The sequence below is a fragment of the Salinarimonas soli genome, assembly GCF_008386575.1.
Taxonomy (GTDB): Bacteria; Pseudomonadota; Alphaproteobacteria; order Rhizobiales; family Beijerinckiaceae; genus Salinarimonas_A; species Salinarimonas_A soli.
The window spans coordinates 1-11,682 of the sequence record NZ_VUOA01000040.1 but is presented as its reverse complement, the minus strand read 5'-3'; the positions used below and the strand labels follow the sequence as shown (position 1 = coordinate 11,682).

9 protein-coding genes and 1 tRNA gene are annotated in these 11,682 nt (G+C 69.3%); 5 read left to right on the top strand and 5 right to left on the bottom strand.

Translation table 11 applies throughout. The features are described 5' to 3' along the window. Positions 1-54: 54 nt before the first annotated feature. Together F0L46_RS21390 and F0L46_RS21385 are read right to left on the bottom strand one after the other, a co-directional pair. Positions 55-528: a helix-turn-helix domain-containing protein gene (locus F0L46_RS21390; RefSeq protein WP_149821400.1), complete on the bottom strand. Its 474-nt coding sequence runs from the start codon at positions 526-528 to the stop codon at positions 55-57. A 265-nt stretch (positions 529-793) separates the two neighbouring features. Then, positions 794-1,381: an RES family NAD+ phosphorylase gene (locus F0L46_RS21385; protein ID WP_149821398.1), complete on the bottom strand. Its 588-nt coding sequence runs from the start codon at positions 1,379-1,381 to the stop codon at positions 794-796. 290 nt (positions 1,382-1,671) lie between these two features. On the opposite strand from F0L46_RS21385, the gene F0L46_RS21380 reads away from it, so the two are divergent. The 3 genes from F0L46_RS21380 to F0L46_RS21370 all read left to right on the top strand — a co-directional run bounded on the left by F0L46_RS21380 (position 1,672) and on the right by F0L46_RS21370 (position 5,558). Further along, positions 1,672-3,066: an AbiJ-related protein gene (locus F0L46_RS21380; protein ID WP_149821396.1), complete on the top strand. Its 1,395-nt coding sequence runs from the start codon at positions 1,672-1,674 to the stop codon at positions 3,064-3,066. 579 nt (positions 3,067-3,645) lie between these two features. Next, complete coding sequence (locus tag F0L46_RS21375) at positions 3,646-5,079, top strand: NAD-dependent succinate-semialdehyde dehydrogenase (protein WP_149821394.1); 1,434 nt, start codon at positions 3,646-3,648, stop codon at positions 5,077-5,079. Between the two features lie 122 nt (positions 5,080-5,201). After that, entirely contained in the window at positions 5,202-5,558 is a 357-nt protein-coding gene (locus tag F0L46_RS21370; protein WP_149821392.1) for a hypothetical protein, read from the top strand. Positions 5,559-5,911: 353 nt separating this feature from the next. Here the strand turns inward: F0L46_RS21370 and F0L46_RS21365 are convergent, their stop codons facing one another. Beyond that, positions 5,912-7,681, bottom strand: a complete 1,770-nt coding sequence (locus F0L46_RS21365) for an ABC transporter ATP-binding protein (protein ID WP_149821390.1) — start codon at positions 7,679-7,681, stop codon at positions 5,912-5,914. A 222-nt stretch (positions 7,682-7,903) separates the two neighbouring features. Here F0L46_RS21365 and F0L46_RS21360 point away from each other — a divergent pair, with 222 nt between their 5' ends. After that, entirely contained in the window at positions 7,904-8,506 is a 603-nt protein-coding gene (locus tag F0L46_RS21360; protein WP_149821388.1) for a L,D-transpeptidase, read from the top strand. 166 nt (positions 8,507-8,672) lie between these two features. Here the strand turns inward: F0L46_RS21360 and F0L46_RS21355 are convergent, their stop codons facing one another. Next, on the bottom strand, positions 8,673-9,047 hold the full coding sequence (locus tag F0L46_RS21355; RefSeq protein ID WP_188312078.1) for a response regulator: 375 nt from the start codon (positions 9,045-9,047) through the stop codon (positions 8,673-8,675). A 353-nt stretch (positions 9,048-9,400) separates the two neighbouring features. On the opposite strand from F0L46_RS21355, the gene F0L46_RS21350 reads away from it, so the two are divergent. After that, positions 9,401-11,227: a PAS domain-containing HWE histidine kinase family protein gene (locus tag F0L46_RS21350; RefSeq protein ID WP_149821384.1), complete on the top strand. Its 1,827-nt coding sequence runs from the start codon at positions 9,401-9,403 to the stop codon at positions 11,225-11,227. A 72-nt stretch (positions 11,228-11,299) separates the two neighbouring features. On the opposite strand, the gene F0L46_RS21345 is transcribed toward F0L46_RS21350, so the two are convergent. Next, positions 11,300-11,374, bottom strand: a tRNA-Gly gene (locus F0L46_RS21345). Between the last annotated feature and the right edge of the window lie 308 nt (positions 11,375-11,682).

The following is an 11,682-nucleotide window of genomic DNA, read 5'->3' as shown; positions in this document are numbered from 1 at the left end:
CCCTTTTCCGGAGCGTGGTAAACTACCCACAGGGCAAGGCACCCTGGTTCACCCTCAACGCGAAGCGCTGTCGTGTCGCTCCTTGCGGCCGCGAACGCCCTTTGTCGTCCGGCTCCGCGGGACGGCGGACCGGCCGCTAGCGGCCTCTACCATCGCCAGTACCTCCCGCCTGACCTCGACATCGGAGATGCGCAAGAACGCTCGCATCATTTCTGCGGCCAGGGGCTCGGCCTTAAGCACGATGGTCAGGTCATAAGAAGCGCCGTCAGACACACCGCTGCGGCCATCGGGGGCGCCTTTGCCGAAAAAGAAGGAGGTCGGGGCGCCGAGTACAGCGCTAAGGCGAGAGAGGTTGGTCGCGCTCACCCGACAGCGCCCCTTCTCATATTTCAGGATTTGATGCATGGAGAGCCCGATTGCCGCCCCAAGCTCCGCTTGCGTTAGGCCCAATGCTTGGCGCCTTTCGCGGATGCGCGCGCCCACGCGCTGATCGACCGGGTTGGGAGCCGGGCGAATGTAGCAGGTCACTTCACGCCTCCAACTTCCCTAGGTGTCGAGATCTGAGCGTCGAGTGGCCTCATGCAACAAGGGCTACTTGGGCCCAAGTGCCAGACTGGTCAAGTTCGCGCCCGTCCTGCGCTGATGCGACAGTGGGCGCAAGATTGCAAAGGAGGCGCCGCCTGCGAGCGAGCAGGCTTGGGCGAGCAAAGCACACAACCGAGATCACTCGCCCTGGCGCTCATAAGGAACTGAAGGACCAATGGAGGCCCTCTCCTGCTCCCTCGCCTGTCTGTCAGGCGGCTAGTATGTCCCTGTCCTGCCTGAGATCGGACGGTCGTATCGCCTCGCCGTTGCGAAAGGCGTACAGCTGATTGATCTGTGCTCCGTCCCACATGAACCGGAAGTGGTCGCCCTGGATCGCGCGGTCGAGTGTGCTGCCGTTGAGGAGCGATACGCATGACCCGGCAAGCCTTTCCGGCGAGGTGAAGAGGAGCCCGTCGCGCCCGGAGGCCACGACGCGTCGGCCAATCTCCAGGCGCTCCACCTCGCACATGGCGGGATCCCAATCGCGGCCATCGACGAAGCGGCCCCTGACCCGGCGCGCGAGAACGCGCATGTCCAGCCCCGTCGGGCTTTCCTTCGTGCAGGAGAGGAATGTCTCACGCTTCCGGACGGAGATGGCCAGCGCGGCCCCCTCTTTGCGGCCATAAACGACGGGGATCCCGGCGAGGCAGGCCGGATTGGCAGGCACCTCGAAATACGCGCCGGTCGCGTAGCTCCTGAGGGCACCGCGCACCACCCCATGAGGCGTCCAGCCCTCGACCAACCAGTTGGCCCGATGCTTCGGGTTGGCGATCTGTGGGACGGCGACATGGGTCACCCGAGAGCGGTTCACGAGGCTGGTCGAGAAGCAATGTTGCGGCGATTAACTAATTCTATGCAACGACTTAGCTGCGTGACCGCCGCTCGCCACGAGGCGTTCCCGAGGGTTGGGCCCCGCCGGCGGCCGCGGGCCGTGAGCGACGCGCCGTCCGGGTGTATCCTGGACCTGCCAGGATTCGCGCGGTCCCTGCGGCCCGCATGGCGGCAGCCCCTGCGGCCGCGCCCGGTAACCAAACCTTTCCAGCTGGGGACCAAGGTGGCCCCGACGATGCCAGGAGTCGGGCCGCCGTGAAACCCTTCGAAGTCTTCGATGCATTCGTCAACAGCCACGCCAGTAGCATCAGCCCCGAACAAGCTGTGCAGATGTCGAAAGACTTTCTCGCCAGACCAGAGGAAGAACTGTCGGAATTCGTCGCGAAGGGCGGCGGATTTAGCAGCGTCGACAGACATGTGAGCTGGGACAAGAACGCCGTTAAACTATTTCGACATCTACTGAGAGGCTTGCCAGAGCGCGAAGCGTTGAAATTTTGCGCGTTCTTGGCTGACCGCCGTCAAGACTACGCCCTCCAGGAGAATGTCTCCCTCCTTCTCCATGCGGAAGAGCCCGAGATCACCAAGGTCACGCGGCGCGACGTTGCGGGTCTCTTCGAAGGTCAGCGCGTCGACGAAGAGTTCGGCGAAATTCTGGGTCGGATCTTCGTGCTCCCGAAGACAGGGTCCACCTCGGACGGCCGTGCAAGCCTGGCGGCCGTGGTGGATCTGCTCGCTGGGTCCGACGGTCTGCCGTCGCGGACGCTCTTCGAGAAGGTCGGTGCCTTTCGCTGCTCCACCGAGAGATTCCGCCGTCTCGTCGTCGAGCTCCTGGCACCGATCCACCGGAGCGAAGCGGAGAACAATTTGCTGGCCCAGCGTGTCGGCGATGCGCTTCGGCTGGACGGCCATGAGCTCGTCCCGGCAAGGTTCCAGTCAGGGCGGACGGTCTACGAGGTGCGACTGGCCGAGACCGGAGGGTTCTCCACCGCACGATCCCTGATCTTCGCGGCCACCGGTACGAAGCCCAGCATCGGGATCAGCGATGTCCTCGACGGGGACCTGGCCGTCCTGGGCGACGACGGCCGCTGCCTCGTCTACGACAGGCCGCTGAGGGACAGCCTCAGCTGGCTGGAGTTGCTCGACTGGTGGCGGGACGCCTCGCGGAAGCTGGAGGCCGACCCATCAGAGCAAGGCCTTGTCGACCGGCTCACGGCCAGCCTCGACTCGCCTCCGGAGCAGTTGTTCTTTCGGACCTACCTTGAGATCTACGGCGCGAGGCTCGCCGACCGGCTGCCGGCCCTAATCCCGCAGGTCTACCTCCACTACGATCCCCTGATGGCGCGCGAGTTGCCTGGGGGGAAGTCCCGCATGCGGCAGCGGATGGACTACCTGATGCTCCTGCCCGGTCGGCAGAGGGTAGTGGTCGAGATCGACGGCAAGCAGCACTACGCGAAGGGCGATGTCGCCGACACCCGCAAGTACGCCGAGATGGTCGCGGCCGACCGGGCCCTGCGGCTCAAGGGCTATGAGGTCTACCGGTTCGGCGGGGCGGAGTTCTACGACGCCGGCAAGGGAGAGCCCGCGGCCAATGCCAAGCGGATTCTGACGGAGTTCTTCGACGCGCTGTTCGAGGTGCACCACATCACCTGAGCGGCTCGCGACGAGGCACCCGAGATAGGCGCTCCCGATTACCGTCAGGAACGGCGAAGGTCTCTCGCAATTAAGCCTGCATCGCGGCGAGGAAATCCAGCTGCTGCGCCGACGCCCGTGCCTTCGACGAGATGACCACCAGACCGCCGATCAACGGCCGGAGCGTACCCTACCCTGGCCCGCTCGGTGATCCGGCCCTCGTGGATGCAGCGACGCTCCCACCGGTGAACCCGGGCGGAATGCTTTCACGGCGTCTTATTGGTCGCCGGGGCCCCGCGCCGGGTCACACCAGTCGGAATTTATCTGGCGAGCACGGGCCATAATCGGGACTTATTTGGCGGCTTGTCGGATTGTAATTGCTTCTATGCCGATCTAAGTCATTGATCTTGAGGGCATGGGAGTTGGCTGTTATGTGACGCCCAAGACTCTCCCTCGTCCCCATGCCGCCCGCCTAGGCTGCCCTCACCGTGGGGCGCATCTGCCGTCTGGAAACGGACGCGCCGCAGGGCCATGATCGCCGCAGCATCGCCCCTGGTCCGCCCCGGCGCCCGACGGCGTGACTTCGACTGAGGACATCCCATGTACAAGAACACGCAGCTCTTCATCGACGGCGCCTGGACGCCCGCCCTCTCGGGCCGCACCATCGACGTGCTCGATCCCGCCACCGAGGAGACCATCGGCACGGTGGCGCATGCGGGCGTCGAGGATCTCGACCGCGCCCTCGCCGCCGCCGAGAAGGGCTTCCGCACCTGGCGCAAGACCTCCGCCTTCGAGCGCTCCAAGGTGATGCGCAAGGCGGCCGACCTGCTGCGCTCGCGCGTCGACGAGGTCGCCCGGCTCATGACCCTGGAACAGGGCAAGCCGCTGGCCGAGGCCCGCATGGAGACGCTGGGCGCCGCCGACACCATCGACTGGTTCGCCGAGGAAGCCCGGCGCACCTATGGCTGGGTGATCCCGGCTCGCGCCGAGGGTGTCTACCAGCTCGGGCTCAAGGAGCCCGTCGGCCCCGTCGCCGCCTTCACGCCCTGGAACTTCCCCATCAACCAGATCGTCCGCAAGCTCGCCGCGGCGCTCGCCACGGGCTGCTCGATCATCGTCAAGGCTCCCGAGGAGACCCCCGCCTCCCCCGCCGAGCTCATCCGCGCCTTCGCGGACGCGGGCGTGCCCGAGGGCGTGGTGGGGCTCGTCTACGGCGTGCCGGCGGAGATCTCCGAGTACCTCATCCCGCACCCGATCATCCGCAAGATCTCGTTCACGGGCTCCACGCCCGTCGGCAAGCACCTCGCGGCGCTCGCGGGCCGGCACATGAAGCGGGCCACGATGGAGCTCGGCGGCCATGCGCCCGCGATCGTGTTCGACGACGCCGACCTCGACGCCGCCGCGAACGTGCTCACGGCCGCGAAATTCCGCAACGCGGGCCAGGTCTGTGTCGCCCCGACCCGCTTCCTCGTCCAGGAGGCGGTCTACGAGCCCTTCCTGGAGCGCGTGGTCGCGGCCGCCAAGGCCCGCAAGGTGGGGCCGGGCATCGATCCCGAGAGCACCATGGGCGCCATGGCCAATGCACGGCGCGTGCAGGCCATGGAGGGCATGGTGGCGGACGCGGTCCAGCGCGGCGCCACGGTCGAGACCGGCGGGCGGCGCATCGGCAACAAGGGCTTCTTCTTCGAGCCCACGGTGCTGACGAACGTCTCGCGGGAGGCGCACGCCATGAACGAGGAGCCCTTCGGCCCCATGGCGCTGGTCTCCACCTTCGCCGGGTTCGACGAGGCGATCGAGGAGGCGAACCGTCTGCCCTTCGGCCTTGCGGCCTATGCCTATACCCGCTCGACCAAGACCGCGACGGCGCTGGCCGCCAACGTCGAGAGCGGCATGCTCACCATCAACCACAACGGCCTCGCCATCCCCGAAGTGCCCTTCGGCGGCATGAAGGACTCGGGCTACGGCTCGGAGGGCGGGCGCGAGGCGGTGGAGGCCTATCTCAACACGAAGTTCGTGAGCCAGGCCGGCCTCTAGATTCCCCCGCGGCAGGCACCGTCCTGGCGCCCGCAAACGCGGGCTCCGGGACGCGACCCGCTGGCGGGTCCCGAAGCCCTCCCTTAAGATCGCCGGATCCGACCCAACAGGCCCGTTCTCCGATGCGTCATCTCGTCCTTGTCGCCGCCCTCGCCTCCGTCGCCTCAGGCTGCGTAGGCTTCTCCCGAAACCAGGCCCCCCAGGCCGTGCAGGTGGCGGCCGTGCCGGTCGCTCCCGTCGCGCCGGCGCCCGCCGTGACCCCCGCGGCGGTCCCGCCCGCGAGCGGCCCACGGCGCATCGCCTCCGACGGCGCGGGGGGCTACACCCTGCCCGACGGCACCCGCGTGGCCTCCGACGGCGTCGGCGGCTTCCGCTTGCCCAACGGCGCCTATGTGCGCTCCGACGGCAATGGTGGCGTCATCCTCCCCACCGGAGCCCGCTGCGGCAGCGACGGCGCGGGCGGCTTCGTCTGCCCGTAGGAATTGAGTGCCGAGAGGGGTAGGGAGGGCTCGCTTGTCCGACCCTCCCGAGCTCGTCCTGAGGTGCCCTGCGTGAGCCCGGCCTCGAAGGGCGTTCCAGAGGTCTCCGGAGGGCTGTGGCAAGGTGCTGGGTGCTTCGAGACGCCTGCTGGCGCAGGCACCTCAGCATGAGGGGGCTGGGCGGACCGCTGGATCAGCGTGGTACCCCCTCACCCCCGGCCCCTCTCCCCATGAGAGAGGGGAGTGCATGAGCCTTGAGGGGCGCTCCAGGGATCTCCCTCCGGCTCACATGCGTGCTGCGTGCGTCAACGCTTCGCGCCTCAGCATGAGGGCCGTGAAGGGGGCTACCCCTCTCACGCCACCTCGTCCCGGCTCATCTGCAGCCGCACGAGCCGCGCATAGGCGCCCGCGCGGGCGAAAAGCTCGTCGTGGGAGCCCGTCTCGACCACGCGGCCGCCCTCCATGACCACGATGAGGTCCGCGTCCCGCACCGTGGCGAGGCGGTGGGCGATGACGAGGGTGGTGCGCCCGCGCATGAGTTCGGCGAGCGCCGCCTGGACGAGGCGTTCCGATTCCGCGTCGAGCGCCGAGGTCGCCTCGTCGAGGAGCAGGATCGGCGCGTCCTTGAGGAAGGCGCGGGCGAGCGACACGCGCTGGCGCTCGCCGCCCGAGAGCTGCGTGCCGCCCGGCCCCACGATCGTGTCGTAGCCCGCCGGCAGGCAGGCGATGAAGTCGTGGGCCGCCGCCGCCCGGGCCGCCGCCTCGATGGCATCCTGCCCGGCCTGCGGGCGCCCGAAGGCGATGTTGTCGCGCACCGTGCCGTCGAACAGCACCACGTCCTGCGTCACCACCGCGACCGCGTCGCGCAAGGACGCGATATTGACGTCGCGGATGTCCTGCCCATCGATGAGGATGCGCCCCTCGCCGGCATCGAAGAAGCGCGGCACGAGGGCGAGCAGCGTCGACTTGCCCGAGCCCGAGCGCCCGACGAGCGCCGTGGTGCGCCCGCCCGCCGCCACGAGGTCGACGCCCGTGAGCGCCGCGGCGTCGGGCCGGTAGCGGAAGCCGACGCCCAAAAAGCGCACCTCGCCGCGGGAGACCTCCAGGGGGGCCGCGCCGGGCCGGTCGGCGATGGTGGGCGCCGTGTCCATCACGGCGAAATAGCGCTTCAAGGCCGCCGCCGCCTCCTGGAGGATGGCGTGCAGGTTGCCGAGCGCGCGGATCGGCTGGGCGGCGAGCAGCAGCGCCGTCACGAAGCCCGTGAAGTCGCCGATCGTGGTGGCGCCCTGGCCGATGCGCCAGCCGATGAGCGCCAGCACCGCGGCGACGCCGACGCCGCCCCCGATCTCGAGCAGCGGGTCGAGGCGGGCCCGGGCGTTGGCGGCCTTCATCTTGAGGCGGCGCACGCCCTCGAAGGCATCCGCGACGCGGCCCTTGAGATAGCCCTCGAGCCGATAGGCCTTGGCGACGCGGGCCCCCGCGAGGCTCTCGGAGACGAGGCCCGCCATGGCGCCGATCTGCTCCTGCGTCGCCGTTGAGACGTGGCGCAGCTTCTTGCCGATGCGGGCGATGGGCGGGGCCACGATGGGGGCGAGCACGCCCGCCGCCAGGGTCGCCACGGGATCGATCCACAGCATGGCGCAGACGAGCGCGGCGACCGTGAGAACGTCGCGCACGAACACGGTGGCGAGCCGCGTCAGCGCCTCCTTGATGTAGGAGAAATCCGTGGTGAAGCGCTGGGTCAGGGCCGCGGCGCTCTCCCGCCCGAGCACGGCCAGATCCGCGTCGATCAGGCGGGCATAGAGCGCCGCCTGCATGTCGGCCTCGACCCGGGTCACCACCCGGTTGACGAGCACCACCTGCCCGTAGAGCGCGAAGCCCTTCACGGCCGTGACCACCACCACGACGAGGGGCGCCCACTGGATCGCTCCCATGTCGCGCCGGTCGAAGGCGTCGAAGGCGTACTTGATGAGGAGCGGGTAGAGGCTCGTCGCCGCCGCTCCCACGGCGATCAGGGCGAGAATGACGACGAGCGTCGGCGTGTGCGGGCGGACCCAGGCGTGCCAGAGGCGGCCGAGGAGCGGACCCGTATCGCCGCGGAGGGACAAGCGAGGTTTGGCCATGGGACGAGCGCGCTAGCACGCCAGCGCCCCGACGACAACGATGGGCCGTCCCGGAGGAGGCGGCGCGAATCACGCTCGTGCGTTCCGGCCAAGCAAGCCTGGCCGTAGCGGCAGGTTCACGGAAGGTTGAAACGGAAAAGGTGACGCATTTTCGTCATCGTCGAGTGAACCGCGAGCGCTGCTGTGACGTTGCCCTGCCAAGCACATCGAGGGAATACTCACATGCGCCGTCTTGCCTTCGTCCTCGCCGGGCTCCTGTGCTCGGTCGCCGCCCACGCGTCTCCGCTCGACACCTCCTCGGCCCGCTACGCGGCCTACAACGATCCCCTCTTTTCCGGCTCAAGCCAGCCCGACGACAGCGATTATTTCCGGCCCCAGGCCGTCGCCGAGCCGCGTCAGCTCGTGCAGTTCGACGGGAAGTTCGCCCCCGGCACGATCGTGATCTCCACCTCCCAGCGCCGCCTGTTCTACGTCACGGGCCGCGGCGAGGCGATCCAGTACTCGGTGGGCGTCGGCCGTCCCGGCTTCACCTGGAGCGGAACCAAGACGGTGAGCATGAAGCGCGAGTGGCCCGATTGGCGTCCGCCGGCCGAGATGCTGCGCCGCCGCCCCGACCTGCCGCGCTACATGCCCGGCGGCCCGGAGAACCCGCTTGGCGCCCGCGCCATGTATCTCGGCTCGTCGCTCTACCGGATCCACGGCTCGAACGAGCCCGAGACCATCGGTCAGGCCGTCTCCTCGGGCTGCATCCGCATGACGAACGATGACGTCACCGACCTCTACAACCGGGTCCGCGTCGGCGCCCGCGTCGTCGTCCTCCAGTAACGCGCCGCCGATCCCCCTCCCCCTTGGGGGGAGGGGGTGGGGGTCGGGACGCGAGAGGTCCCGGTCCAGAAAAGGGCTGTACGCGCGTGCGTGCTCCCCTCCCTAACCCCCGCTTCGACTTTTCGACCCCCATCCCTCCCCACGCGGGGGAGGCGAGGCGCGCCTCTCACCGCACGCCCGTCATCCGCCTTAAGGTCGGGACCAGGTGCTCCAGGAGATAGGGCTTGGCCACGAAGGCCGCTCCCTCCGGCAGGGCGCCGGAGCTGGCGTCCGAGTGCCCCGACATCATCACCACCGGCAGGTCGGCAAATCGCTCGCGCGCCGTCTGGGCGAGCTCGAACCCGTCCATCGGTCCCGGCAGGTGCGCGTCCGTCACGAGGGCGAGGATCGTGCGGGCGCGAAGCAGGCCCAGGGCCTCGTCCGTGCTCTCGACGCCGAGCGCCGAGAAGCCCGCGGCTTCGAGATGCGAGACGATGGCCTCGCGCTGATGGGTCTCCTCCTCGACGACGAGGACGGCGGGAGCGTTCGAACGGGACTCCATGGGCTCTCCTGTGCGAGGGCGGCGGCCTCCTGGACCAACGCGGGCGCACCCCGAACGGTTACGGCTCCGTTGATGACGGATGGTCACGTTAACCATTTGTTAACCATTTCGGACGACCCTTCCGGCAGGCACGTGGGGACCAAACAGGGCGGGGACGATCCGGGCATAACCGGGCGCCTCGCCCTTTGCCGTTGCGGCGATCGGACGCTTGTCGGCCCCGGTTCGCCTGTCGTATGGCGCCGGGACGTCGTCCGCCGCTCTCTCCGAGACCGCTCGCTTGGCCACCCCTCGCATGATCCCGCCGGGCGGACCGGCCCGGTCCCGATCCGCGCACCCGCGCCCGGGCGGCCGCGATGCCTGACAACCCGTGCCATGACGGCCTCGATGGCGGCGAGCTCGGCGCCCTCGTGCGCGCCCACGCGTGGAGCCGCACCCCGCTCGGCGACATCGCGGGATGGCCCCAGAGCCTGAAGACCACCGTCGGGATCCTGCTGCGCTCGCCCGTCCCGATGGTGCTCCTGTGGGGCCCCGACGGCGTCATGATCTACAACGACGCCTATTCGGGCTTCGCGGCCGATCGCCATCCGCGCCTGCTCGGCTCGAAGGTGCGCGAGGGCTGGCCCGAGGTGGCCGCCTTCAACGACCATGTCATGCGGGTGGGCCTCGCCGGCGGCTCGCTCTCCTTCCGCGACCAGGAATTGACGCTCCACCGGCGCGGCGAGCCCGAGCCCGTATGGATGAACCTCGACTACAGCCCTGTCCTCGACGAGAGCGGGGCGCCCGGGGGCGTGCTGGCGATCGTGGTCGAGACCACCGAGCGCGTGCTGGCTGAGCGCCGGATCGCCGAGGAGGGCCGGCGCCTGCGCGACATGTTCGAGCAGGCGCCCGGCATCATGGCGATCACCCGCGGCCCGGAGCACGTCTTCGAGCTCGCCAACGCGGCCTATCTCGATTTCGTGGGCGGCCGCGAGGCGATCGGGCGATCAATCCGGGAGGCGCTGCCGGAATTGGACGGCCAGGGCTATTTCGAGCTCCTCGACGGGGTCTACCGGAGCGGGCGGCCCTATCTCGGCCGGCACATGCCGGCCCGCCTGCGGCGCCGGGCCGGCGAAGCGCTGGAGACGCGCTACGTGGATTTCGTCCTCCAGCCCCTCACCGACGAGCGCGGCGGGGTCACGGGAATCTTCATCGAGGGTCACGACGTCACGGAGATGCGGCTCACGGAGCTTGCCCTGCGCGAGAGCGAGGCCCATTACCGCACCGCCATCGACCTGAGCCCGCAGACCGCCTGGACCGCCACGCCCGACGGCTTGCTCGATTCGGTCGGGGCGCGCTGGCACGACTGGACCGGCACCAGCGGGCTCGGCGCCTCCTGGGGCGAGGTGATGCATCCGGAGGATCTCGACCGCTCCGTGGCGGTCTGGACCGAGGCCGTGACCACGGGAAAGCCCTACGACATCGAGCACCGGGCCTGCATGCGCGACGGCACCTATCGCTGGATGCATTCGCGCGCCTATCCCCGCCGCGACGAGAGCGGCCGGATCGTGAAGTGGTACGGCACCACCGAGGACATCCACGACCGCAAGCAGGGCGAGATCCACCAGCGGCTCCTCATCAACGAGCTGAACCACCGGGTGAAGAACACGCTCGCGACCGTCCAGGCCATCGCGGCCCAGACCTTCAAGGGCGCCCCGGGCGCCGACGACACGCGCCGAACCTTCGAGGGCCGCCTCATGGCGCTCGCCCAGGCCCACGACGTGCTGACCCGGGAGAACTGGGAGGGCGCGGAGCTGCGCGAGATCATCGGGGAGGCGGTCGCGGCCTATCGCGGGGACGACCGGTTCGCGCTGCAGGGACCGGAGGTGCGCCTCGACCCCCGAGCCGCTCTCGCCATCGCCATGGCGCTCTACGAGCTCACCACCAACGCGGCGAAATACGGCGCGCTCTCGGTGCCGACGGGGCGGGTGGCGATTCGCTGGGAGGTCGGCACCGAATCGGGACGGCGCCTGCACCTGCGTTGGGAGGAGCGCCACGGCCCGCCGGTCGCGCCCCCGACCCGCAGCGGCTTCGGGACTCGGCTCGTGCGAAGCCTCGGCGCCGAGCTTGGCGGCACGGTCGACCTCGCCTACGCGCCCGAGGGCGTGGTCTGCACCGTCGAGGCGCCGCTGCCGGAGATGTGAAGGGGACCTGAAAAGCGAAAAGCCCGCCTGAGCGGCGGGCCTTCGAGCATCCTTGAGGGGACAAGGAGAATTTGGAGCGGGCGAAGGGATTCGAACCCTCGACCCCAACCTTGGCAAGGTTGTGCTCTACCCCTGAGCTACACCCGCATCCGTCTCGACCGCGCCGCGGCGCCGTCGAGGCGCTGCATATGGAGCAATTCTCGGCGGGATGCAAGCGGGTTTTCGCAGTCCTCCGCGCGCAGGCTCGCGACGCTGCGGTCCTCCGGCTGTGCCCAGTGGACGCCCGCACTGTGGCGAGGCGCAACGCGCTCCCCTCCCCCTTGCGGGGAGGGGTTGGGGGTGGGGGTGACGGCTGAGGTGGAGCAGAACAGGACGCACCCGATCGGCTGGTGATCTTTTCGGGTAGGACACCGCCGTCACGCCCCCCCCCCGCCCCCCCCCCCCCCAGGGGGGGG

Excerpts from the sequence above, each read along its gene's own strand:
- F0L46_RS21375 (WP_149821394.1), top strand. The coding sequence starts at position 3,646 with ATGTACAAGAACACGCAGCTCTTCATCGACGGCGCCTGGACGCCCGCC.
- F0L46_RS21360 (WP_149821388.1), top strand. The coding sequence starts at position 7,904 with ATGCGCCGTCTTGCCTTCGTCCTCGCCGGGCTCCTGTGCTCGGTCGCC.
- F0L46_RS21370 (WP_149821392.1), top strand. The coding sequence starts at position 5,202 with ATGCGTCATCTCGTCCTTGTCGCCGCCCTCGCCTCCGTCGCCTCAGGC.
- F0L46_RS21350 (WP_149821384.1), top strand. The coding sequence starts at position 9,401 with ATGCCTGACAACCCGTGCCATGACGGCCTCGATGGCGGCGAGCTCGGC.
- F0L46_RS21355 (WP_188312078.1), bottom strand. The coding sequence starts at position 9,047 with ATGGAGTCCCGTTCGAACGCTCCCGCCGTCCTCGTCGTCGAGGAGGAG.
- F0L46_RS21365 (WP_149821390.1), bottom strand. The coding sequence starts at position 7,681 with ATGGCCAAACCTCGCTTGTCCCTCCGCGGCGATACGGGTCCGCTCCTC.